Annotated in this window: 20 protein-coding genes; 9 read left to right on the forward strand and 11 right to left on the reverse strand. The window is 68.5% G+C overall.

Translation table 11 applies throughout. The annotated features are described in order from the left end of the window. Positions 1 to 19: 19 nt before the first annotated feature. The gene (locus ACFWIW_RS04025; protein ID WP_378367023.1) at positions 20 to 1,045 is read right to left on the reverse strand and encodes a family 2 encapsulin nanocompartment cargo protein polyprenyl transferase; all 1,026 of its coding nucleotides are present in this window, start codon (positions 1,043 to 1,045) and stop codon (positions 20 to 22) included. Positions 1,046 to 1,499: 454 nt separating this feature from the next. On the opposite strand from ACFWIW_RS04025, the gene ACFWIW_RS04030 reads away from it, so the two are divergent. Beyond that, a complete protein-coding gene (locus ACFWIW_RS04030; protein ID WP_378367024.1) occupies positions 1,500 to 2,264 on the forward strand; it encodes a hypothetical protein in 765 nt (254 codons plus the stop codon). 4 nt (positions 2,265 to 2,268) lie between these two features. Then, positions 2,269 to 3,477, forward strand: a complete 1,209-nt coding sequence (locus ACFWIW_RS04035) for a DUF6923 family protein (RefSeq protein ID WP_378367025.1) — start codon at positions 2,269 to 2,271, stop codon at positions 3,475 to 3,477. Position 3,478: 1 nt separating this feature from the next. Here the strand turns inward: ACFWIW_RS04035 and ACFWIW_RS04040 are convergent, their stop codons facing one another. Further along, entirely contained in the window at positions 3,479 to 4,495 is a 1,017-nt protein-coding gene (locus ACFWIW_RS04040; protein WP_378367026.1) for an autoinducer 2 ABC transporter substrate-binding protein, read from the reverse strand. A gap of 270 nt (positions 4,496 to 4,765) precedes the next feature. On the opposite strand from ACFWIW_RS04040, the gene ACFWIW_RS04045 reads away from it, so the two are divergent. Further along, positions 4,766 to 5,194, forward strand: a complete 429-nt coding sequence (locus ACFWIW_RS04045) for a DUF4396 domain-containing protein (RefSeq protein ID WP_378367194.1) — start codon at positions 4,766 to 4,768, stop codon at positions 5,192 to 5,194. A gap of 176 nt (positions 5,195 to 5,370) precedes the next feature. On the opposite strand, the gene ACFWIW_RS04050 is transcribed toward ACFWIW_RS04045, so the two are convergent. The 5 genes from ACFWIW_RS04050 to ACFWIW_RS04070 all read right to left on the reverse strand — a co-directional run bounded on the left by ACFWIW_RS04050 (position 5,371) and on the right by ACFWIW_RS04070 (position 11,406). Then, entirely contained in the window at positions 5,371 to 6,591 is a 1,221-nt protein-coding gene (locus ACFWIW_RS04050; RefSeq protein ID WP_378367195.1) for a glycoside hydrolase family 88 protein, read from the reverse strand. 73 nt (positions 6,592 to 6,664) lie between these two features. Then, positions 6,665 to 6,811: a BBE domain-containing protein gene (locus ACFWIW_RS04055; RefSeq protein WP_378367027.1), complete on the reverse strand. Its 147-nt coding sequence runs from the start codon at positions 6,809 to 6,811 to the stop codon at positions 6,665 to 6,667. Positions 6,812 to 6,816: 5 nt separating this feature from the next. Next, positions 6,817 to 6,990 (reverse strand): hypothetical protein, encoded by a 174-nt coding sequence (locus ACFWIW_RS04060; RefSeq protein ID WP_378367028.1) that lies wholly within the window; start codon positions 6,988 to 6,990, stop codon positions 6,817 to 6,819. A 102-nt stretch (positions 6,991 to 7,092) separates the two neighbouring features. Next, a complete protein-coding gene (locus ACFWIW_RS04065; protein ID WP_378367029.1) occupies positions 7,093 to 8,319 on the reverse strand; it encodes a hypothetical protein in 1,227 nt (408 codons plus the stop codon). A 135-nt stretch (positions 8,320 to 8,454) separates the two neighbouring features. After that, a complete protein-coding gene (locus ACFWIW_RS04070) occupies positions 8,455 to 11,406 on the reverse strand; it encodes a BTAD domain-containing putative transcriptional regulator (protein WP_378367030.1) in 2,952 nt (983 codons plus the stop codon). Between the two features lie 143 nt (positions 11,407 to 11,549). Here ACFWIW_RS04070 and ACFWIW_RS04075 point away from each other — a divergent pair, with 143 nt between their 5' ends. Together ACFWIW_RS04075 and ACFWIW_RS04080 are read left to right on the forward strand one after the other, a co-directional pair. Then, positions 11,550 to 12,206 carry a hypothetical protein gene (locus ACFWIW_RS04075; RefSeq protein WP_378367031.1) on the forward strand — a complete coding sequence of 219 codons (657 nt, stop codon included), beginning with the start codon at positions 11,550 to 11,552 and terminating at the stop codon, positions 12,204 to 12,206. Positions 12,207 to 12,249: 43 nt separating this feature from the next. Beyond that, positions 12,250 to 13,821, forward strand: a complete 1,572-nt coding sequence (locus tag ACFWIW_RS04080) for an alkaline phosphatase D family protein (protein ID WP_378367032.1) — start codon at positions 12,250 to 12,252, stop codon at positions 13,819 to 13,821. Between the two features lie 49 nt (positions 13,822 to 13,870). On the opposite strand, the gene ACFWIW_RS04085 is transcribed toward ACFWIW_RS04080, so the two are convergent. Together ACFWIW_RS04085 and ACFWIW_RS04090 are read right to left on the reverse strand one after the other, a co-directional pair. Further along, positions 13,871 to 14,875, reverse strand: coding sequence for a winged helix-turn-helix domain-containing protein (locus ACFWIW_RS04085; protein WP_378367033.1), 1,005 nt, complete (start codon positions 14,873 to 14,875; stop codon positions 13,871 to 13,873). A gap of 145 nt (positions 14,876 to 15,020) precedes the next feature. After that, positions 15,021 to 16,181: a glycoside hydrolase family 105 protein gene (locus tag ACFWIW_RS04090; protein WP_378367034.1), complete on the reverse strand. Its 1,161-nt coding sequence runs from the start codon at positions 16,179 to 16,181 to the stop codon at positions 15,021 to 15,023. Positions 16,182 to 16,420: 239 nt separating this feature from the next. Here ACFWIW_RS04090 and folP point away from each other — a divergent pair, with 239 nt between their 5' ends. Then, positions 16,421 to 17,287 carry a dihydropteroate synthase gene (gene folP, locus ACFWIW_RS04095; protein ID WP_378367035.1) on the forward strand — a complete coding sequence of 289 codons (867 nt, stop codon included), beginning with the start codon at positions 16,421 to 16,423 and terminating at the stop codon, positions 17,285 to 17,287. Positions 17,288 to 17,339: 52 nt separating this feature from the next. On the opposite strand, the gene ACFWIW_RS04100 is transcribed toward folP, so the two are convergent. Together ACFWIW_RS04100 and ACFWIW_RS04105 are read right to left on the reverse strand one after the other, a co-directional pair. Continuing rightward, positions 17,340 to 18,860, reverse strand: a complete 1,521-nt coding sequence (locus tag ACFWIW_RS04100; protein WP_378367196.1) for a sensor histidine kinase — start codon at positions 18,858 to 18,860, stop codon at positions 17,340 to 17,342. 144 nt (positions 18,861 to 19,004) lie between these two features. After that, complete coding sequence (locus ACFWIW_RS04105) at positions 19,005 to 19,451, reverse strand: hypothetical protein (protein WP_378367036.1); 447 nt, start codon at positions 19,449 to 19,451, stop codon at positions 19,005 to 19,007. 244 nt (positions 19,452 to 19,695) lie between these two features. On the opposite strand from ACFWIW_RS04105, the gene ACFWIW_RS04110 reads away from it, so the two are divergent. Genes ACFWIW_RS04110 through ACFWIW_RS04120 form a run of 3 tightly spaced genes read left to right on the forward strand, consistent with a single transcriptional unit; the run spans position 19,696 to position 22,463 of the window. Next, positions 19,696 to 20,754 (forward strand): ABC transporter substrate-binding protein, encoded by a 1,059-nt coding sequence (locus ACFWIW_RS04110; protein ID WP_378367037.1) that lies wholly within the window; start codon positions 19,696 to 19,698, stop codon positions 20,752 to 20,754. Positions 20,755 to 20,773: 19 nt separating this feature from the next. Continuing rightward, a complete protein-coding gene (locus tag ACFWIW_RS04115) occupies positions 20,774 to 21,565 on the forward strand; it encodes an ABC transporter ATP-binding protein (RefSeq protein ID WP_378367038.1) in 792 nt (263 codons plus the stop codon). Then, positions 21,552 to 22,463: an ABC transporter permease gene (locus tag ACFWIW_RS04120; protein ID WP_378367039.1), complete on the forward strand. Its 912-nt coding sequence runs from the start codon at positions 21,552 to 21,554 to the stop codon at positions 22,461 to 22,463. Before ACFWIW_RS04115 ends, ACFWIW_RS04120 begins: the two co-directional genes overlap by 14 nt. Position 22,464: the final 1 nt, after the last annotated feature.

Here is a 22,464-nt window from a genome sequence, read left to right on the forward strand (position 1 = left end):
TGCCTGACCGTGCCCGTCTTCAATATCGTCGCCGCACCACCAGTTTCGCGAGGGCCGCGAGCTCGGCGCCTGGGCCGGGCACCGGGTTCGAGACGGCGAGATGGTGCAGCGCGCCGGTCAGGAGCGCGTCGGCCTGCTCCTGGCTCCACGCCCGGCCGCCCGCGCGTTCCACCAGTTCCGCCGCGTGGGGCAATTCCGCGGCGTCGAGGTTTTCCTTGCGGTACAAGGCATCCAGTTCTCGCCCGGCGTCCGTCCCCGAGTGGAGCGCGGCCACCACCGGCAGGGACTTCTTCCGGTTGGAGAGATCGGAGTGGACCGGTTTCCCGGTCACCGCCGGATCTCCCCAGATCCCGAGGAGATCGTCGATATGCTGGAACGCCAGCCCGAGTGCCCTCCCGTACTCGGTCAGCCGGTCGACCTGATCCTGCCTCCCTTCTCCGGCCAGTGCTCCGAGCGTGCACGACGCCCCGAGCAACGCGCCGGTCTTCCCCTCGGCCATGCGAACGCATTCGGCGGTGTCGACGTCACCGCGTTCCTCGAATTTCAGATCCGCGCTCTGTCCTTCGAGCAGGTCGATCACGGCGGTGCTGAGCACCCGCAGCGCGGTCTGCCCGAACGGGGCCAGCACCTCGAAGGCCCGGCACAGCAAGGCGTCCCCGGCGAGGATCGCCGCGCCGGTGCCGAAAACGGTCCAGGCCGTCGGGCGGTGCCGTCGCGTGGTGTCGGAGTCCATCACGTCGTCGTGCAGCAGGGAGAAGTTGTGCACCAGCTCCACCGCGACGCCCACCGGGACGGCGATCCCGGCGTCGCCGCCGACCGCCCGCGCCGACAGCAGCGCCAGCGCCGGCCGCAGCGCCTTCCCGCTGTCCGAAGTGGACGGACGGCCGTGTTCGTCCCACCAGCCGAAGTGGTAGCCGGCGATGAGCCGCATCGACTCGGGCAGTCCGTCGACGGCTTCCCGCAGCGCCGGGTCGAGAATATTCCGGCTCCAGGTCAGTACTTCGCCGGCGGGACGGGCGACGGCATGGGTCTCGATGGTCGTCAACGGACTCCCTTTCAGTCGACCCGGTGAACTGCAGTTTTTCGCAATTCGTGGATACCCATTCGAGTGGGGCGGGCGCAAAGTCAACATAGCAAGGGGTAATGCCCGGACAAACAGCTCGATCGGGTCTACGGAGAGGTTCACCTGTTTGCCGGACTGGGCCGGACGCGTGGTCCCTGGCGGCCGATCGGGTGCCCGAGCTGCGCGGAATGCCGGTATGCAGCGAGGTCGGTGACGTCTCGTGGTGGCCGCTCACTCGGTCGTGAAAAGGTGTTCTCCGACCGGTGACGGGCCTTTCCGGCGCGTATCGGAAATGGTTTCGAGTCGTGGGAAATTGGGCCGAGCCGGTGATGATCGACTTGGGTCCGTCCGCCGCTGGTATGAATTGATTCAACCGGTCTTTTCCGCTCGTCGAAGCGTGAACTAGTTTCAGCAGTCTCCGCCTGGAAGGACTCGAATGGGCATTTACCTGACCGGCATCGCCTGGGTCGTCGGCGCGGCGGCCCTCGCGGGACTCGTCGGCTACCTCGTCCGCAAGTTCGGCTGGGACGAAGGACGGCCCGACAACAACGACGCCGCCGGCCAGGTGTTCACCATCGTCGGCGGCCTGCACGCCGTCCTGGTCGCGTTCATCCTGATCTCCCTCTTCGACTCCGCGAGCGCGGCGCGCGAAGGCTCCTACCACGAGGCGGACAGCCTGGTCGCCGCCGTCTGGGCCGCCGATTCGCTGGGGACCGAGGTCAAGGACGAGGTGCGGAAGCTGAGCACCGAGTACATCACCACGGTCGAGCGGAAGGAATGGCCGCTGATGGCCGGGGGCCAGACGACCCTCCCGGACCTCGGCTGGACACAGCTCGACCGATTGCGCAAGGCGGTGGACAAGGCACCGACGGACGACGACTGGCTCCGTGAGCGCAAGACCGAGGCGAACACGCAGCTCTGGCAGGTCTACGAAGCCCGCCAGGACCGGCTCAACGCGGTCGTGGGCGGCCGGGTCGGTGGCGTCGTGTGGTTCGCGCTCATTCTCGGCAGCCTCGTCTCGGCGCTGCTGCCCAACCTGTTCGGCGGCACCAGGCTGGCCGCGCATCTGGTGATCGTGTCCACGCTGGCAGGCACGGTCACGTTGCTGCTGTTCGCGATCTACCAGCTGCAGAACCCGTTCGGTGGTGGGGTGCGGATCCCGCCGGACGCGTTCACCGCCGCGCTGGCGAGGATCTCTTGAGCCGGTGAGCACTGTGGACCGGGTGACCCGGGCGGCGGCGACGATGGCCGTCGCCGGGTTGGTGGGGGCGTCGGCGTTCCTGGCACCGATGGCCGCGCGGGCCGCCGAGTCCTGTCTGGTGGTGCAGGCCGAGACCGGGTCGTACGGGAAGTCGAAGCTGCGCTGGCTCGACGTCGGTTCGGGGACCACCTCGCGGGTGACCGAGCCGGGCTACCGGCTCAACGCGCTCGGCTACTCCGCGAAACGGGACCTGGTCTTCGGTGTCGCCGAAGGGCTCAGCCGGGGCGCGCACGCGGTGACGATCGACCGCGACGGGAAGACCCGGGACCTCGGCCCGATCACCCGCGCCGGGAACCGGCTGCCGCTGTGGAGCCCCGTCGCGGGGGTGACCGCCGGCGCGATCGGCGGGGATTCCTGGTACCTGCTCAGGAACGGCACACTGTACACAGTGGACTTGTCGCCGGGGGAGCGGTACCTGCGGGTGATCAGGACGGTGTTCCTGCGGCCGATCACGCTCGCCCACGACGTCAACGATTTCGCGTACCACAACGGTTTGCTGTACGGCGTTTCCACCACCTGGCGCGGAAAGGGCGCCGTGATCACCATCGACCCGGAGTCCGGCAAGGTCCGTGAAGCCGAAGACGCGCGTTTCCCGCCGTCCGACGTCTACGGCTCGGTCGTGCTCGGCCGCGACGGTGCCCTGTACGCCACGGCGAACCGGATCGGCGGGCGCAGCGTGCTCTACCGCCTGGACCGGAGCGGGCAGGTGAGCGTGGTGCTTTCGGGCCCGCCGCTGGCGGGTTCGGACGCCGCGGGCTGTCTCACCGCACCGGCGCCGCCGAAGCCCGAGCCGCCCCAGCCCGAACCACCCGAACCGACGCCGACTCCCACGCCTTCGCCGACCCCCACGCCTTCTCCGACTTCCGCGCCGCCTTCTTCTTCACCGAGCCCGAGCCCGAGTCCGACGCCGACCCCCTCCCCGTCGCCCTCGCCGTCGTCGAGCCCGGCGCCCACTTCCGCTCCTCAGGTGGCGCCGCGGCCCCCCGTTTCCGCGCCGAAGCCGTCTCGTTCGGCGGCGCCCCGGGAACGGAAGGAGGCGGAGGAGACCGATGCCCATGCCCGCACGAAGGAGAAACGGCGATGGGGGTTGACCGCGCTGGTCCTGATCATCGGTGGTGGCGCGGCGGCCGGTGCCGTCCGGCGGGGCCGGTGAGTCAGTACTTGAACTGGTCCACGTTCTCGCGTGTGATCAGGAGCGGGTCGCCCAGCAGGAGGGTCTTCTTGTCTTCCTCGTACTTGATCGCGGGGAGTTCGAGGTTGACCTTGTTCGACGGGCCGAGCTGTTTGCCCTCGGCGATCTGCTTGCCGGCCCAGGCGGTGAGGTAGCCGAGCGATTCGACGTTCCACAGCACCGAGAGCGACGCGGAACCGTCCAGCAGGTACGGCTTGATCGCCTGCGGTGTCCCGACGCCGACGGTGAAGACGCGGCCGATCTTCTGTTGCGAGCGGACCGCTTCGGCGACGCCGGGCGCGGACGTCGTGCATTCGCCGACCAGACCGGTGAGGTCCGGGTACTTGGTCATCAGCTGTTTGGCCAGCGCGGTGGCGTTGTCCTTGTCCTCACCGGCGTAGACCGTCTCGACGAGCTGGGCATGGGGGTACGCCGTAGCGGTATAGGCACGCTGGACGGCGATCCACGCGTTGAGGTTCTCGGCGGTCTCGCCGCAGGAGACGATCGCGTACTTGCCCGCGTTCCCCATCTTCTTCATCAGCGCGTCGGTGAGCGCCTTGCCGATGCCCTCCGGGGTCGCCTGATTGACGAAGAGTTCCCGATCGGTGCCGGGCGCGTCGGTGTCCGAGGTGATCACATGGACGCCCTTGGCCCGCGCGTCGGCGATCGCGGGCGCGATCGCCCTCGGGTCGTTCGGCGCGATCGCGATGACGTCGACCTGCTGGTCGACGAGGCCGCGGACGATCGAGACCTGCGCCGCGGGGTCCACCGTGACCGGACCGGTCGAGGACCATTCGACACCGAGCTGCTTGGCCGCGGCCTGCCCGCCGGTGTTCATCGCCTCGAAGTACGGGATGCCGGCGACCTTCGGCACGAACGCGATCCGGATCGGTTTGGCCGCCGTTCCCGCCGGTTCTTCGCCGTCACAGCCGGCCAGCCCGAACACCATGCCCAAAGCGAGCACAGTGGCAACGACGAGCGTCTTCGTCGGCCCTCGCATCTCCACCCCATAGTCACGGAACCATCTGAACCAGCCGATCGGTCTACGCGCGGTGGAGACCTCCGGCGAAACTAGGGGTCCCCGGTTACCCCGGTCAACCGGATGAGCGCAAAGGGTTACGGAAGTGAGTTCATCGACCTGGGCCGATTACCCAGTCGGCCTACGGGGGTGACGGTGAGCGATCGGAATACGCGGTTCGCCGCGCAGTTCATACGGGTGGGGGGTATGGTCTCAGGTATGGACGACACACGGCACGGAGCGAGCTGGTCGATGGCGGCGTCGGCGACCCTGCACTGCCTGACCGGCTGTGCGATCGGCGAGGTCCTCGGCATGGTCATCGGTACGGCGCTCGGCCTCGGCAACCTGGCGACGATCGTCCTGGCGGTGGCGCTCGCCTTCGTCTTCGGTTACGCGCTGACCATGCGCGGCGTGCTGAAGTCGGGGCTGGCGTTCGGCGCCGCGCTCAAGGTGGCGCTGGCCGCGGACACCGTGTCGATCGCGGTCATGGAGATCGTCGACAACGGGGTCATGCTGGTGGTGCCGGGTGCGATGGAGGCCGGGCTCGGGAGCGTGCTGTTCTGGGGTTCGCTGGCGTTCTCGCTTGCCGTCGCGTTCGTGCTGACCGTGCCGGTGAACAAGTGGATGATCGGGCGCGGGCTGGGGCACGCGAAGGTCCACGCGCACCACGGCGCGCACTGAGCCCGGTTTCGCAACACGGAGCCGCGGTGGGTCCGGCTGGTCGTGAGCGGCGGTTTCGCGTGACTGGACGGACGACACACGTGACGGAACGGACGCCACGCGTGTCGTCCGTCGGATCACGCGTGTCGTCCGTCCAGTCACGCGTGGCGTCCCTGCGGTCACGCAGAAAGCCGGGCTCAGACGCTCGACAGATCGATCGCCTTGTCGATCTCCTTCGGCATCAGCACCCGCAGGATGCCCTCCAGCAGGTAGTAGTCGCCGTACGGCAACGAAACCTCGACGCCGTCCTCGGCCCGGCGGTTGCGCGTTCCCCGCGCCACGATCGCCTCGGCGCGGGTGGACTTCGTGGTCAGGCACGTGTCGCACAACGCGGTGAGGATCCGGATCGCCGCCTCGCGGTAGTGCGGCCGGTTCGCGACCTTCGCCAGATCGAGCAGCCCGCACGCCATCACGGCGCCGGCGGAGGAGTCCTTGACGTCGTGCGGCGCCTGCGGGGCGAGGTAGTCCCACACGGGCACGTTGTCCGGAGTCAGGGCGCGCAGCGTGAAGTCGGCCAGACGTTGCGCCGTCCGCAGGAACAGCGGGTCCCCGGAGCGCCGGTACATCGTGGTGAACCCGTAGATCCCCCAGGCCTGACCGCGCGACCAGCAGGACGTCGGGCTGTAACCCTGCACGGTGCCCGGCCCGATCTCGGCGCCGGTGTCCGGGTCGAAATCGAAGACGTGCGGCGTCGAACCGTCCGGGCGCACGAAGACCCGCTCGGTGGTCTTCGCGTGCGAGATGGCGATGTCGAGGTACTTCCGGTCTCCGGTCTGCTTGCTCGCGAAGGTCAGCAGGTCCAGGTTCATCATCGTGTCGACGATGACCCGGCCCGCGTTGCCCGGGGTGCCGAGCGCGCCCCACGCCCGGATGAACTTCCCCTTTTCGTTGTAGCGCTGGATGAGCGACGCGGCGGCGTTGAGCGCGCCGGTGCGCCACTTCTCCTCGCCGGTGAGGCGCCAGCCGGTCACCCAAGACGGGTAGAAGAGGAAACCGAGGTCATGGTCCCGTGTCTCGTACTGACGCGGGGCGAGTTTTTCCGCCGACGCCATGGCGAGCGTGCGGAATTGGTGATCGCCGCTGTAGATCGAGGCGAGCCACAAAGTACCCGGCCAGAATCCGCCGATCCAGCCGCCGTTCTGCGAATAGGTCCATTTCTCGAATCGGGTGATCTCCGGAAAGGCCGTGACGCCGGGTGCGACGGCCCGTAGTTTGGCCACCGCGTAGTCGGCCGTTCGGCGGAAAGTCCTTAGGCTGTCAGTGGCTTCCTCGGCCGCATTGGCGGCCGGGGTGATCGTCGTCGCCGCGACGGCGGCACCGGCAGCGGTGGTCAACAGGGTTCGCCGGGAAACGCTCACAATGCCCGCCATTCGTCAGTGGGAAATGCGTCACGGGAGTTTCGCACGACGATTACGGACTTGTGAAGACCATTCATGGTTGTGAATAGAAGCCTCGCTCAGCGGGACGGATGTTCGCGTTGTGCCGGAACACGTTGTCCGGGTCGTACACGGCGGCCGGCCGCGCGTACTTCTCCGTGCCGAACGCCGTGCGCACGCGGTCTTCGTCGAATTCGTTCATGAAGTTCAGATAGCCGCCGTGGTTGTTGGAATGCGGCAGAGTTCCGGTGTCGGTGCGGTCGCCGCGAGACCGATGACGAATCCGGGCGTCCGTGGCCCGCCGAACGCGGTCGCGTCGGTGGCGGTGACCACCGTGCCGGAGAGCTTTTCGCGCGACGTGGTCGTTTCCGGCGGATTCATGCGGACCCCCTCAGGTCGTGGCTACCGCAAGTCTCGATGGCGGACGAAAGGGCGAAGGCCCGGCGTTATGGGGTACGCCGGGCCTTCGCGATCAGGAGTGCGTCACGAGCACTTGGGTGCCACCGGCAGATCCGATCCGGTCTGCAGGTAGGTGTCGGAGATGTAGTGCCCCGGGCCGATCCGGTCCCAGATGTTGCTGGTGCCGAACTTGCCGGTGACGGTCTCGCCCTCGACGTAGCATTCGATGTTGACCTTCGCGTAGTTCGCCGCGAGGCCCTTGATCGCCGCCGAGGTGCTCGCCGAAGCGCGGACGTTCATCGGGTCGCCCGCCGTGCTGACGACGCCGGTCGGGCCGGAGCCGGTCCACAGGTAGGAGACGTTGACCCAGCCGTTGTCCGTCATCTTCAGGCCGTCCCAGAAGGTGCCGTCCGCGAGGTCGATCCCCGCCGGGTTGGCCACCTTGCGGCCGAACTCGTCCTTGCCGCCGTTGTAGCCGTCCTGGTACGCGGCCTGCGCCTCGGGCTTGCCCTGCGGCAGGTTCTTCCACATCTGGCGGGTGGCCGACGGGTTCCAGTAGTCGTCCTTGGTGTTCCACGGGCCGACGTCCCACACCGGCGCGTATTCGCAGCGGCTGTTGTCGGTGCGGCAGATCCGGACGGTGTAGTTGCCGGTGTTCTTGGGCGCCAGTCCACGGCCCGAGGGGAGCGCGACGAAGTGGTCGCGGGACTTGATCACGTGCCCGTTGGCGGTGGTGCCGCCGACGAGGCCCTCGCGGGTGCCGTAGACCTTGTACGTCAGCGGGGCCGCGAGCGCGCCGATCGCGTTCACCTGCGGGCCGAGCTCACCCTGGAGGGTGACGTCGCTGACCTTCGCGGTCACGCCGTTGTTCACCGTGCGCAGTCCGACGCGGACCTGGACCGTGGAGACCGAAGCGGACAGCTGGGCGGCGTCGCCATTGGCGGGCGTCCACTCGGTCCAGTCGTTGGCGTTGAGCTTGCCGCGGACGTCGACCTCGACCTCGGTGCCCTTCGGCGCGTCGGCGGTCACCTGGGCGGTGACACGGTTGACCGGCTTCCCGAGCTTCTGCTCGGCCAGCAGCAGGTAGCCCTGGCTGCCGATGGAGTCGGGTTTTCTGTGCCAGGCGGCGTTTTCCAGGCTCAGCACGCCACCGTCGCTGCGGACATTGACATCGTCGCCGTCCACAGTGGACAGGTCGGCGCGCCAGCTTCCTTCGGGCGCCGCGTTCGCGGGGCTGGCGGCCAAGGCGGTGACCGCCCCCACGGCCAGGACGGCCGCCATCACCCGGCGGGCCTTAACGGTCCGGACCATTCCGGTCTCCCTTCGAGCACTCTCGGTTGCTACGAAGGGAGCTTCGCCGGGGCCTGTACACGATCGATACAAACGCAAGTCGGCACCTGATCGCGGTGCGTGAACATCGCGATCAGGTGCCGACTGGCGAAAAGGTCAGGCGCTCGCGGAGTCGTTGTAGGACGCTTCGGCCGACTCCTGAAGGCGCGAAGCGAGCGCGGATTCCTGCGGGCGCGCGGAGAGTTCCCGCCACAACGCCAGCGCGCGCTCCGAATACGTGCGTGACCGCTCGGGCTGGCTCAGCGCCTCGTGCAGTTCCCCGAGCAGCTGCGACACCTCGGCCTCGGACCGGCGGTCCCCGTTGCGCCGGTGCACGCTCAGCGAATTGACCAGCAGCAGTTGCGCGTGCGCCAGATCGCCGCTGTGCAGGTACAGCTCGCCGAGATTCTGGTTCGCGTAGCCGACGCAGTGGTCGTCGCCGAGCTCGTTGAACAGGGCGATGGCGCGGTCGACCCACTCCCGGGCGCCCGCGAGGTCGCCTTGATGCTGGCGAAGCATCGCGAGCCGCTTCAACGCGTGCGCCTCCCGATGCCGGTCCCCGATCCGGGCGGACTGGTCGAGCGCTTCGGTGAACCAGCGTTCCGCTTCGGCGAACCGGCGCCGCGCCAGCCACACCGCGCCGATCGCGATCCGCGCGACGGCCTCGCCGTGCGGGTCGCCCGCCGCCGAGAACTGGTCCAACGCCGCGTGACAATGCTCCAGCGCGACGGTGTCCTCGCCCTTGATCCGCAGCACGGTGCCGAGCCCGGCGAGCGCGATCGCCGCGCCCTGCGCGTCGCCGACCTTGTCGAACAGCAGTTGCGACTGCTCGAAGGCGATCAGGGCTTCGGCGTAACTGTCCTGGTACAGCTGGATCTGCCCGAGGTTGCGCTGGATGATCGCCTCACCGCGGACCTCGCCGGACCGGCGGGCGGCGGCCAGCGCGACGGCGTGCGTGTGCATCCAGTCGTCCTGGTGACCGCGCTGGTCGAAGTACGGCGCCAGCGCGGCGGCGAGCCGCCAGGCCAGCGCGTCGAAGCCGAGGTCGGCGGCCAGCGAGACGGCGGCGACACAGGTGTGCCGTTCGGCGGCGAACCACGCGGCCGGATCGTCGAGCAGACGCGCGGTACCCCGGGGGAGCGCGGGCTGGACCGCGGTGTCGTCCCGGTAGAGGCCGAAGAAATGGATCGGCAGCCGGTCCGCGGCCTCGACCGCGAGCGCGAGATACCCCTCCAGCACCCGTTTCGTGGCGTCGTGCGCCTTCGCCGGGACGTCCTGCGCACGGAGTTCGAGGGCGTAGCACCGTAACAGGTCGTGCAGGCGGTAGCGAGGCTCGCCGGTGGTGTCCGAGCCGGCGAGTTCGACCAGATGGGCGTCCACCAGCACGTCGAGGACGTCGTCCCCGTGCTCGCGGCCGAGCAGGGCCGCGACCACCCAGCCGGGGAACTGCACCGAGCCGAGCCCGCCGAGGCCGCGGAACGCGGTCGCCGCCGACATGGGCAGCAGGTCGTAGCTGAGGGTGACACTCGCCCGTACCGCGAGGTCGCCGACGCGGAGTTCGTCCAATCTTCGTCTCTCGTCCCGCAGCCGGTCCGCCAGCAGGCGCAACGTCCAGCCCGGCCGGTGCGTCAGCTTCGCCCCGGCGACCCGGATCGCCAGCGGCAGATACCCGCAGTGGCGCAGGATCGCGTTCGCGCACTCCGGTTCCGCGGCGACCCTCTCGGCGCCGACGATGCCTTCGAGCAGCTTTTCGGCCTCGGCTTCGGAGAGGAGTTCGATGTCGACCGGGGTGGCCCCGGCCAGATCCGGCATCCGGATCCGGCTGGTGATCAGCACCGCGCACGAACCCGCGCCGGGCAGCAGCGGCCGGACCTGCGCCGCGCTGCCGGCGTCGTCGAGGACCACGCACATCCGCATGGTCGACAGCCGGGACCGCAGCAGCGCCGCGCGTTCGGGAAGATCGCGCGGCAGTCCCGCGTCCGGGACGCCCAACGCGCGGAGAAGTTCGGCGAGCACGGTCATCGGGGGCCGGGGCGACGACGACGTCCCGGCCAGGTCGACGTGCAGCTGACCGTCCGGGAAGTCGTCCCGGACCGCGTGCGCCACCCGGATCGCGACGGAGGACTTGCCGATCCCCGGCGCCCCCGAAAGCACCGCGACCGACGGCGTTCCCTGCGCGCGGCGCTCGCGGAAGAGGCCGACGAGTTCGCCGACCACGTCGTCGCGGCCGGTGAAGTCCGGCAGGTCCAGCGGCAGCTGGCAGACCGGCGCCATCGGCCGGGTGAGCGCGGCGGACACCGCCTCCTGGGTCGCGGACGGCGTGAGGACGAGCGAGGCCCGTAGTTCCCTCAGCCGCGGGCCCGGTTCGGTGCCGAGCTCCTCGGCGAGCACCTTCTCGGCCGTTTCGTAGGCCTCGATCGCGTCGGCCGTGCGGCCGTCGGCCCGCAGCGCGACGATCAGCTGCTGCCAGAGTTCCTCGCGGAGGGGATGCTCGGTGACCAGGCCGCGCAGTTCGGCGACGGCCTCGGCGGTCCGGCCGAGTTCGATCCTCGCCCGCAGCCGCTGTTCCTGCACCGCCAGCCGCAATTCCGACAGCCGCGCCACGGTCGCGCCCCAGCCGTGGTCGTGGGGGAGGCCTTCGAGCACTTCTCCCCGCCACAGGGCTTCGGCTTGATCCAGCAGGTCGAGAGCGGATCCGGCTTCGCCGTGGCCGAGCGCGTCCTGCGCGCGGGCGGCCAATTCGCCGAAGCGGATGTGGTCGATCTCCTCGGGCGTGGCCTGGAGGATGTATCCGGACGCCCGGCTCCCGATGCGTTCCCCGAGCGCGGGGTCGTGGTCGGCGAGGCGTTTGCGGAGTGAATGGACGTAGGTGCGGATGTTCGCGGCCGCCGAACGGGGAGCGGACGAAGGCCACAGGACCTCGATCAGCAGTTCGGTGGAGACGACGACGTTGGGCTGGAGCAGGAGAGCGGCCAGCAGCAGACGCGGTTTGGGGCCGCCGAGCGGCACCACCTGCCCGTCCACCGCCACTTCGAGCGGACCGAGAACGCGAAACCCGAGAATAGTCACCTAAACCGCCAATACGGCAGGAGCCCCATATCCGCCGATAATATTGCCGTCCCGCCATGGTTGGCTAGATCCATTCGCATGCATGTGCAGACAGCCGTCGGCGTTTGTACGTGATGTGTACGACGCCGGTCGACGCTGCGGTCATGAAGCGTTCAAGTGTCCGGCGGCTCGCCGGTTTCTTTCTCGTGCTGGTGACGGCGGGTGCCATGGGCCTCGCCGGAGCCACTCCCGCACTGGCCGCGGCCACCGGGACCGTGAAGACGGCGGGTGATCCGCTGAACGTCCGCCGCGCCCCGAGCACCTCCGCGACCGCGGTGCGCACGGTGGCCAACGGCGCCACGGTGACCATCGACTGCCAGACGGTCGGGACCTCGGTCACCGGCCCGCTGGGCACCACGACGTTGTGGGACTACGTTCCCGCGCTCGGCGGCTACATCTCGGACAGTTACGTCTACACCGGCTCGGATCAGCGGATCGCACCCGACTGCGGCGTCGGCTCCGGCAGCGCCGAATGCTCCACCGGTGTCTGCGCGGGTGAGGGGCAGTTCCGTTCATCGGATGCTCATTTCCTCGTCTACGACAAAAACGCCGACGGCAAGTCCGCCGTGGTCGCCTACTGGCTGAAGGGCGGCGCCGGCCCGTTCTACGTCTGGGCCTCCGGCGGCAACGGCACCCACGTCGACAAGGCCGTGCCGGTCGCGAAGGGATCGTGGGTCTATTACAAGGTCTGCGTCGCCGACGCCGCCGCCAATCCGGCGCTCGAAGCCTGTAGTGGCGGCATCACCGATTACGCCGCGTGAAAACCCTCCCCGTTCTTTCCCCACTTCGAAAGGTTGAATTTTCATGGGCCAGGTGAATCGGCGGGCGGTACTCCTCGGTGGGGCCGCGGCGGTTTCGGCGGCGGCGTTGTCGTCGACGGTGCCCTCATGGGCGAACGCGAGAACGCTGGCGGCGGCGCCCGCCATCCACGATCCGTTCCAGCTCGGTGTCGCCTCGGGTGACCCGCTGCCGGACAGTGTCGTGCTGTGGACCCGGCTCGCGCCCGCCCCGCTGAACCCCGACGGTTTCGGCGGGATGCCGGACGCTTCGTACACAGTGGACTGGGAACTCGCGAACGACCAGGCGTTCTCCTCGATCGTGCAGCGGGGCACCGCGACCGCGGCCCGGGCTTCCGGGCACAGCGTGCACATCGAACCGGCCGGACTCGAGCCGGGACGCGAATACTTCTACCGGTTCAAGACCAGCGGCTACATTTCGCCGGTCGGCCGGACCAGGACCGCTCCCGCCGCCGGTGCCGCGGTGAATCAGCTGAAGTACTGCTTCTCCTCCTGCCAGCACTGGGAGGAGGGCTGGTACCACTCGTACAAGGGCATGCTCGCCGACAACCCGGAACTGGTGCTGTTCCTCGGCGACTACATGTACGAGCGGAAGTCGGGACGCGCCGCCGCCGACCGGAACCCGCGCAGGCTGGCCTTCACCGAGGACGTGACGACGCTCGCCCAGTACCGCGCCCGGCACGCACAGCACAAGACGGACGCCGACCTGCAGAACGCGCACGCGATGGCGCCGTGGGTCGTGGTCTTCGACGACCACGAGGTGATGAACAACTGGAACGGCACCACCAGCCCGGCCACGGCCGACCGCAAGGCCGCCGGCTTCCAGGCGTTCTACGAGAACATGCCGATCCGGTCGACCGCCAAGCCGAGCGGGGCGTCGATCCGGCTCTACCGTCAGTTCACGTGGGGGAACCTCGCCCGGTTCCATATGCTCGACACCCGGCAGTACCGCAACGCGCAGGTGCCGGACCCGTCCGGATCGGCCGGACCGTCGTGCACCGACATGCGGTCGACGTCGCGCAGCATCCTGGGCACCACACAGGAAGCGTGGCTGTTGAAGGCGCTGGAGACGCACCCGGCGAAGTGGGACTTCCTCGGTCAGCAGGTCTTCTTCGCCACCCGTGACGGCGACGGCAACAAGGCGACGTGTGAGAGCCCCGATTCCTGGCAGGGTTACGAGGCCTCGCGCGACCGGATCGCGAAGGGCATCGTGGACCGCAAGGTGCCGAACCCGATCGTGCTGACCGGCGACGTCCACCGGCACTGGGCGGCCGATCTGCGCCGCGACTACTTCAACCACAGCGACCCGGTGTTCGGTTCGGAACTCGTGACGACCTCGGTCACGAGCAACAGCGACACCGCGACCGATCCGACGTCGACGTGGCTGTCGAACAACCCGCACATCAAGTACTGCCGGGGAAAGCGCGGCTATGTCCGGGTGACGGCGTCGCAAACGCAGATGCGGGCGGACTTCATGACGGTTTCGGACACCAGCGAGTACGACTTCTCGAAGGTGACACTGGCCGCGGACCGTTCCTACGTCGTCGAGGCGGGGAAGCCGGGGCTGCAGCGGGTCTAGGGCCTCGTGAGTGTTGAGGACGGTTCTAACCGTCCTTGCCACTCACGAGTCAGGAGAGCAGGTCCACCAGCGCGTCACCGCGAGGAGTCCGCACCACGAGGACGACCTGGCCCTCGCGGTGCCGCTGGATCAAACCCGCCGAAACGAGCTGTTCGCAGTGGTAGGTCGCGGTACTCGCGGCACACGAAAGCAGATTCGCGATCTCGCCCATCCGGGCGGGTTTTCCCAAGTGCCGCAACAGTTTCGCGCGGTGGGCGCCGACGACCAGGTCGAGCCCGTCGACCCCGGGCGCCGGTTCGGCCCGGCCGCCGTCGAGCAGGCCGTCGAGCCCCGGCAGCGGATAGCCGATCCAGATGGCGTCCTCTTCGTCGAAGTTGGACACCACCGAGCGGCTGCCCGCGAGCATCGGGACGAGGATCAGCTTGCGGCCGCGGGTGGTGTACCGCGCCGGTTCGGCGTCGGGCAGCAGGAGACATCCGTTGCTGAACCGGAAATGCGGCCGCAGCAGGCTGAGCACCGCGTCCGTCCCGCCGCGGACGGAGGCGACGCCGATGCGTTCGATCTCGCGGTCGAGCAGGGGACGGGCCTTGGTCCAGAGGTTCTCGGTGGCCAGCCTGGTCGCGGTGAAGGCGTCCGCGAGCGAGGCGGCCCAGCGTCTCGGCTGGTCGGCGGCCTGCCGCCACTGTGCGGGCAACCGGTCGCCGAAGACCTCTTCCAGGCCTTTCAGGACATCGGCTTCCGAAAGCTCGCGCAGCATCTCCGCCTGTGCGGCGGCGGAAGAGTCCTCGCCGGGGCTGATCGGGACGATGAAATCCGGCTGCACGGAGGTGCCGCGGCGGGCGAGCGCGCTCGCCGCGCGGTATCCCTGCTCGGGGATCGCCGAGCCCACCTGACGGCGCCAGGCGGCGGGCAGGCCGCGGTCGTACCCGCCGACGACCTCGACGAGCATCGAAACCAGTGAGATGTGCGGGGAAACCGTCACACCGACCGGGATCGTTCCGGTATCACCGAGTTCGAGCCGGGTATAAGAAGCCGGGGGCGGCGTCTCGCGCATCCGGTCGTCCCTCCTGGGAGTGGGCGTCGCAGCACGCGATGTTAGCGCCTCCGGTCAATACCCGGCACCCGCCCACGAAAACGACCGAAAGCCGCTTTCCCCAGGTCGGAAGCGGGGAAGGCGCCCTTCGGCCGGTGCGGCGACCTCAGCGGGCGAGTTGCTCATTCATGATGAGAAACGCGCCGAGACCGTGGAAATCGTTGGTGTTGCGTTTACGCGCGTAGTAATACGCCGTGTCGCCGACGTTGGTGCCTTCGGAAATATTCGTGATATCGGTCAATCCGTCGGAACCGGTCGAAACCTGGGAAAGGACGCCGCGATAGCCCTTCGCGGCCACAGCTCCGTACTCCGGGCCGACGTGGCCGCGTTGCACCGCGCGGGAGAGCAGGAAGGTGTACATCGCCGAAGCCGAGGTCTCCAGCCAGTTGTCCTTGTCGCCACCCCGGTCGACGACCTGGAACCAGCGGCCGGAAGCCCGGTCCTGCCAGCGCGTGTAACCTGCCGCGAGGAATTTGACGACGTCCACGAGACGACGTCGTCGCGGATGGTCGCGGGGGAGGATTTCGAGGAGATCGATCGCCGTCATCCCGAGCCAGCCGATCGCCCGCCCCCAGTGGTACTTCGAATGCCGTCCGGCGCCTGAAGCCCACGGTTCCGAGCCGTCTTCGTCGTAGGCGTGGTAGAGCAGCCCCTTGGCTGGTTCCTTGAGGTGGTCGAAGTAGACGCTGACGTTCTTCGCGGCCTCTTCGTAGCAGTAACCGGCATCGCCGAAGGTCTTGCCGTACAGCGCGAGGAACGGCTGCGCCATGTAGACGCCGTCCGCCCACAGTTGCCCGACCCGGCTCGTGGCGTGGAACATCCCGCCGTCGGACGTCCGGGGATAGGACGGGAAACGGGCGCGCAGCTGTTCCGCCGCGGTCTTGTACTTCGCCTGCCCGGTTTCGGTGTACAGCAACGGGAACATCTGCCCGGAGCGCATCGCGTCCAGGTTGGTGAAACCATTGGAGATACCGCTGTCGGTGACGAAGCGGTCGTACCAGGCGAGGATGTAGTCGAGGTAGGACTTCTCGCCGGTGCGCCGGTACACCAGGTACTGGCCGTAGAGGTAGAGGCCGCGGGTGTAGCCCCAACCGCCGAGGGTGGCCGGGGTGTGGCGCTTCATCGTCGAGTCGACGACCGCCCGCGACCAGTCCACCGGTGCCGCGGTCGCCACGCCGGGCAGGGTGAGCGCGCCGAGGGCGCCCGCGGTTCCCGCCAGCATGGTGCGCCGTGAAAGCCGTGCCGCGCGAAGAGGATCCGGTGCCATTCGAGGTCCTTCCTGCGCCGGGGAAAGCAGGGGAATGAGTGGCCGGGATGCCGATCCGCCGTCCGTCGCCATCCCGGCTGAACAACGTCTACCCGCGTATTCGACGGCGAGTCAAGAGAGATCCGATCTCTTACGTCATATATCAGATACGCCACTCGAATGGGCGCTCCCGGTCGCCGGGACGGTCCCGCTGGGCGGCACTTTCCTTCCCGGGGCGCCCGCTCGCCTACGATCGGTGCGTGAACGAGCTGACCTTCCGCGGGCGCCGCGTCGCCAGGGACCGCGCCCTGGTCATGGCGATCGTCAACCGGACCCCCGATTCGTTCTACGACAAGGGCGCGACCTTCTCGGATCCGGACGCGCTCGCCGCCGTCGCCAGGGTGGTCGAGGAGGGCGCCGACATCGTGGACATCGGCGGGGTCAAGGCGGGCCCCGGCGCGGACGTCGACGTCGAGGAAGAGATCCGACGGGTGGTCCCGTTCGTCGAGCGGATCCGCGAACTGCATCCCGACCTGGTGATCAGCGTCGACACCTGGCGCCACGAGGTGGGCAGGCGCGCGGCGGAGGCCGGTGCGGACCTGATCAACGACACCTGGGCGGGAGCCGATCCGAAACTGGCCGAGATCGCCGCGGAGTTCGGCACCGGCTACGTCTGCTCGCACACCGGGAACGCCGTTCCGCGCACCCGCCCGTTCCGGGTGCGCTATCCGGACATCGTCGCGGACGTCGTCGCGGAGACGACGGCCCACGCCGAAGCCGTCGTGGCGCTCGGCGTCCCGCGTGAAGGGGTGCTGATCGACCCGACGCACGATTTCGGCAAGAACACCTGGCACAGCCTGGCGCTTCTGCGGCACGCGCGGGAACTGGCCGACACCGGCTGGCCGGTGCTGATGGCACTGTCCAATAAGGACTTCGTCGGGGAGACGCTCGGTGTGGAGCTCGCGGAGCGGGTCGACGGCACGCTCGCCGCGACGGCCTGGGCGGTGGCCGAAGGCGCGAAGGTGTTCCGGGTGCACGAGGTGCGGCGCACCCGGCAGGTGCTGGAGATGGTCGCGTCGATCCAGGGGGTGCGGCCGCCCGCGCGCGCGATCCGCGGGCTGGCCTAGCGGCGCTGTTCGTGGGCGCCCGACCGCGACACGCGCGCCGCGGACGCCGGGCCTAGCCGTCCAACGGGATGACGGCCGAAACCGTGGTGCCCGAGCCGGGTTCGCTCTCGACGGTCAGTTCGCCGCCGAGCGCGCGGACCCGGTCGCGGAGGCCGTGCAGCCCGGAACCGCCGCCGATGTCGGCCGTCCCGGTGCCGTCGTCGTGGACGTCCACCCGCAGGCCGTCCTCCTCGACGCGGATACGCACCCGGACCTGCTCGGCCCGCGCGTGTTTCAACGCGTTGGTGACCGCTTCGGAGACGACGAAGTACGCCGTCGCCTCGACCGCGCCGCTGAGCCGCGGCACGTCCGCTCCCGCGAGGTCGACCGCGATCGGGACCCGGTCCAGCAGTGACCGGACCGCGGGGATCAGCCCGGCCTCGGTGAGGATCGGGGGCCGCAGTCCACGCGCGAGTTCACGCAGTTCGGTGACGGTGGCCTGCAGTTCGTCGACCGTGCTCCTCAACAGGGTCGCGACGGCGGGGGTGAGGTCGTCCCCGAGCCGTCGTTCCGCCATCCGCAGCAGCAGCACGACACTGACCAGGCGTTGCTGCGCGCCGTCGTGCAGGTCCCGCTCGACCCGCCGCCGCTCGTCGTCGGCGGCGGCGACGATGCGGGCACGGGAGGCCTGTACCTCGACGAGCCGCTCCTCCAGTTCCGCGGCCAGCCGCTGGTTGTCCAGTACCAGCCCGGCGGCGGCGTTGAGCGCGTCGATCGACCGGCTGTCCTTCCACACCTCGTCGTCCTGCACGAGCGCGGCCAGCCCGGAACCGTCGCGTTCCAGCAGGAGCCGGATCATCTCCGCGTTGCCGACCCGCGCCCGCAGCACCCCGATCAGGAAGGTCAGCGGCCACAGGCAGAACGAGATCCGGTAGACGTCCAGCAGCGGTTCGGAGAACGGATGCCCGGAGCCGAGCGCGCTGCCGACCGTGGTGCTCACCGCGCCGACCACGGCGATCGCGAGGACGGGGGAGAGCAGCCGCCGCTGTGGGAGCCGCCCGGTGAGCCAGCGGTAGAGCAGCACCACCACGACCCCGCCGCCGATCAGCGCGCCGACGAGTTCCAGCAGCCGTTTGACCAGGTGCTCGGCCTCCGGCGAGGCGGCGACCGCGGCGAGGTTCTTCGGATCGTCGTTGACCAGCAGGCCGAGGACGGCCGACCCGAAGACCACGGCGTACGCGGAGATCGCGAGCATCCGCTCCCCGCGGGACCGGAGTTTCCCGTGGGGGAAGGCGAGCACGAGATGCGCGATCACCGGGCTGGACGCGGCGGACAGCGCCAAACCCGCCGTGTGCACCAGCGGATCGTCGGCGAATTGGAGGTCTTCGGTGAACAACGCGAGCCCGGCCAGCGCGATGAGCAGGCCGATCGGGTTCGAGGCGCGGCGCACATGCGCGACGGCGCCGGCGAGGAGGAAGAGGAACCCCGTCGTGGACGACAGGGTGGTGTCGAGCACGGTGTGCCCGCCGTCGGCGATCTTGAGGGTCGTCGCGACGACGCCCATGCCGATCCCGGCGGCCAGCACGCCCGCCATCGCGACGGTCCGAGGGTGCGTCACCACTAAGCGTGATTCGTCCGTTCGGCCCGAACCGTTACACCGACAGGCTTCCCGAACGGATGGCGGCCACGTCCGCGACCTCGAGGCCGCGAACGTGGCCTGTGAACGCCATCCGTCCGGTTAGAACAGCAGACCCGCGCCGCTGCAGTTCTTCGGCCAGGAGTTCAGGTTGGTCGCCACGACGATCTGCACACCGACCCGGCCCTTCGGGATCGACACCGCCGGGTACACGTCGGCGGTCTGGGGGATGTCGCTGTTGGCGATGTTCGTGAAGGTGTGGCTGGTGACCATCGAACCGCCTGGACCGTTGAACACCTTGACGACGATCTGGTGATCGCCGGTGATCTTCCCGCCCACGTTGCGCAGGTTGGCGTAGATGTTGACGATCTTCCAATTGTTCCCGTCGGCCTGGGCGTTCACCCAGCCTTCGGCGTTGTTGACCTCGGTCGGTGAAACCCGGGTGCTGCATTTGCCGTGCCAGTCCGGGTTGTCGTCGGCGCTCGCCGGCGGCGCGGTCAATGCCAGAGCGGCTGTGGCCGCTGCCACCATCGAGAGAACGCGTCGCATTCTTTCCTCCCCTTGTCGATCCGATGATCATCTCGACCGTACTGAGAAAGATCTCGACGATCAGGTGAATTCCCATGACCTGAGTCACACTGTTTGTTAATTTCCCTCTTTTCGTGGGCTACTGCCGCGAGGTGTGGCTTGTCAAGAAATCTCACGGAGTTTCCCGGGATATGGATGGCTATGCGCTCATGTGGGCGATCGTGCGAACCTCGGCTCGACATCGACCCCGAAAGGCGACGCCCCCGTGCGCATCCACCACAAGAACCGCTTCCTGTTGGCGGCACTGGCCGTAGCGACTGCCGTAGGCGTGCTCACCGGGTGTTCCCGCGCCGACAGCTCGGCCGGTCCGGCCGCGAACGAGGGTGCCGCGAGCGAGGTCCGTGTCGGTTTCTTCCCCAACGTCACGCATGCCCCAGCGCTGATCGGGGTGAAGAAGGACTTCTTCAAGCAGGAGCTCGGCGCGACCAAGCTGACCACGCAGACGTTCAACGCGGGGCCTGAGGAAGTCAACGCGCTGCTCGGCGGCTCTCTTGATATCGCTTTCATCGGCTCGGGACCGGCGATCAACGCCTTCACCAAGTCCAAAGGCGCCATCCAGCTGATCTCCGGTGCGGTCACGGGAGGCGCGCAGCTGGTCGTCAAACCGGAGATCGCCGACGTCGGGCAGCTGAAGGGGAAGAACCTGACCACGCCCCAGCTGGCCAACACCCAGGATGTCGCACTTAAGAAGTTTCTCGCCGGGAAAGGTCTGACCGAGCAGGTCAAGATCACCACAATGGACAACCCCAAGTCTTTCGACGCCTTCAAGAAGGGCGAAGTCGACGGTGGCTGGCTACCCGAACCTTGGGCTTCGCGACTGGTGGTCGACGCCGGGGCAAAGGTATTGATCGACGAGAAGACCTTGTGGCCGGACGGCCGGTTCCCGAGCACCGTCGTCATCGTCCGCGGGGAGTTCCTGCAGCGGCACCCCGATACGGTCCGCGCCTTGCTGAAGGGCGAATTGGCGGCGATCGACTGGGCGAAGGCCAACCCAGCGGAAGCGAAGACCGTGGTCAACGGCGCTCTCAAGGAGCTTGCGGGCAGTGCGCTGAGTGAGGCGGTACTGGACCGGGCCTTTTCCGCGATCGAGTTGAACCCGGACCCTGTCGCCGCGGCCTTCCCCCAGCTTGCGAAGGACTCCGTGACGGCTGGAGTTGTCAAGGAAGCGGTCGCGCTGAAGGGTTTCGCCGACTTCGGTCCGCTTAACGAAGTGCTCAAGGCGAAGAACCTCCCTGTTGTCGGCGCTCCCGAACTGACCAAGTGACCCGAATAGGTGGCCAGTGATGACTACGACCCTTCCTGTCGGCCGGAGCGAAATCACCGGCGTTACGGCCGTGCGGCTCGACAATGTGGGAAAGGCGTTCGGCCCGGCGGGGCGCGAGGTCGTCGCCTTGGACGGCGTCGATCTATCCGTCGCGCCCGGTGAATTCGTTTGCCTGCTCGGTGCGTCCGGGTGCGGCAAGAGCACACTGCTCAACCTGGTGGCCGGACTCGACTCGCCGTCGGCGGGGACGATCACCCTGAACACGTCCCGTCCCGCGGTCATGTTCCAGGAGGCCGCGCTGATGCCGTGGCTGACGGCTGCCCGCAACGTCGAACTCCCGCTGCGCTTCGCCGGCTTCGGCAGGGCCGAACGGCGCGAGAAGGCGACCGAGCTGCTCGAACTCGTCCGCCTCGGTGGTGCGGGTGACAAACGCCCGCACGAGCTTTCCGGCGGTATGCGGCAGCGCGTCGCGCTCGCCAGGGCATTGGCCGCGACCCTGCGGGTCGGTGGCGACCCCGAGCAGTCTCTGCTGCTGATGGACGAGCCGTTCGCCGCGCTCGATGCCATCACCCGCGACGTCCTGCAGGGTGAGCTGCTGCGCGTCTACCGAAGCACCGGAACCTCGGTGCTGTTCGTGACCCACGACGTCCGCGAGGCCGTCCGGCTCGGCCAGCGGGTCGTACTGCTCTCGTCCCGACCGGGCCGGGTCGTGCGCGAATGGGCGGATGTGCCGCTTGTGGACACGGAGGAGCTGACCGAAGAGATCACCGGGCAGCTACGGGAAGTGATCAGCACCCATGCCGCGGCTTGATTCGGCTGGCCGGGACTTGAGCTCGCGGAAAGACGACGGAGAAGATCTCGATGCCGTCGGTTCGGGGCTGGACGCACTCGACGCACCAGCCGGAGAGCGTCGTCCGGGTATCTGGAAGCGACTCGCTTGGGGCTTTCTGCCGCCACTCGGCGCTCTCGCCGTCCTGATCGTCATATGGCAGATCTTGTGGGCCGCGGCGTTCTGGCCGGAGGCGCAGCTGCCCGCGCCGCTTTCCGTGTGGGACGAGTTCTGGGGCATCGTCGTGGACGGCCAGGTGCTCGGCTTCGTGTGGACCTCGGTGCATCGTGCCGCGCTCGGCTTCATGACCGGTGTCCTGATCGGTACGCCACTGGGGCTGCTGGTGGCGAAGGTCCGGGTGGTCCGAGCCGCGATCGGGCCCTTGCTCACCGGCCTGCAAAGCCTGCCGTCGGTCGCCTGGGTGCCGGCCGCGATCCTCTGGTTCGGGATCAATGACGCCGCGATCTACTTCGTCGTGCTTCTCGGCTCGGTGCCCTCGATCGCCAACGGACTGGTCTCCGGGATCGATCAGATCCCGCCGATGCTTCCCCGGGTCGGTCAAGCCATGGGGGCCACCCGGTTGACGTCCGCCAGGCTCATCCTCCTCCCTGCTGCGTTGCCTGGGTTCCTCTCCGGGCTCAAGCAAGGATGGGCGTTCTCTTGGCGGTCTCTGATGGCGGCGGAGTTGATCGCCCTCTCGCCTCAACTGGGCGTCGGGCTCGGCGCGTACCTGAACCAAGGATCGTCTCTCAACAGCGTCGAGCGCGTGATCTCGGCGATCTTCCTGATCCTGCTGGTCGGCGTCGGTATCGAACTGCTGGTGTTCCGCCCGCTGGAACGTTCGGTCCTGCGTGCCCGTGGTCTCACCGCGTCCCTTTAGG

Source organism: Amycolatopsis sp. NPDC058340 (assembly GCF_042723975.1).
Classification (GTDB): domain Bacteria; phylum Actinomycetota; class Actinomycetes; order Mycobacteriales; family Pseudonocardiaceae; genus Amycolatopsis.

What these genes read in the sequence shown, in the direction of transcription:
- ACFWIW_RS04120 (WP_378367039.1), top strand. Translation starts at nt 21,552, where the DNA reads ATGCCGCGGCTTGATTCGGCTGGCCGGGACTTGAGCTCGCGGAAAGAC.
- ACFWIW_RS04060 (WP_378367028.1), bottom strand. Translation starts at nt 6,990, where the DNA reads ATGAATCCGCCGGAAACGACCACGTCGCGCGAAAAGCTCTCCGGCACG.
- ACFWIW_RS04040 (WP_378367026.1), bottom strand. Translation starts at nt 4,495, where the DNA reads ATGCGAGGGCCGACGAAGACGCTCGTCGTTGCCACTGTGCTCGCTTTG.
- ACFWIW_RS04105 (WP_378367036.1), bottom strand. Translation starts at nt 19,451, where the DNA reads ATGCGACGCGTTCTCTCGATGGTGGCAGCGGCCACAGCCGCTCTGGCA.
- ACFWIW_RS04085 (WP_378367033.1), bottom strand. Translation starts at nt 14,875, where the DNA reads ATGCGCGAGACGCCGCCCCCGGCTTCTTATACCCGGCTCGAACTCGGT.
- ACFWIW_RS04075 (WP_378367031.1), top strand. Translation starts at nt 11,550, where the DNA reads ATGAAGCGTTCAAGTGTCCGGCGGCTCGCCGGTTTCTTTCTCGTGCTG.
- ACFWIW_RS04045 (WP_378367194.1), top strand. Translation starts at nt 4,766, where the DNA reads ATGGCGGCGTCGGCGACCCTGCACTGCCTGACCGGCTGTGCGATCGGC.
- ACFWIW_RS04100 (WP_378367196.1), bottom strand. Translation starts at nt 18,860, where the DNA reads ATGGCGGGCGTGCTGGCCGCCGGGATCGGCATGGGCGTCGTCGCGACG.
- ACFWIW_RS04080 (WP_378367032.1), top strand. Translation starts at nt 12,250, where the DNA reads ATGGGCCAGGTGAATCGGCGGGCGGTACTCCTCGGTGGGGCCGCGGCG.
- ACFWIW_RS04115 (WP_378367038.1), top strand. Translation starts at nt 20,774, where the DNA reads ATGACTACGACCCTTCCTGTCGGCCGGAGCGAAATCACCGGCGTTACG.
- ACFWIW_RS04065 (WP_378367029.1), bottom strand. Translation starts at nt 8,319, where the DNA reads ATGGTCCGGACCGTTAAGGCCCGCCGGGTGATGGCGGCCGTCCTGGCC.
- ACFWIW_RS04055 (WP_378367027.1), bottom strand. Translation starts at nt 6,811, where the DNA reads ATGAACGAATTCGACGAAGACCGCGTGCGCACGGCGTTCGGCACGGAG.
- ACFWIW_RS04090 (WP_378367034.1), bottom strand. Translation starts at nt 16,181, where the DNA reads ATGGCACCGGATCCTCTTCGCGCGGCACGGCTTTCACGGCGCACCATG.
- ACFWIW_RS04030 (WP_378367024.1), top strand. Translation starts at nt 1,500, where the DNA reads ATGGGCATTTACCTGACCGGCATCGCCTGGGTCGTCGGCGCGGCGGCC.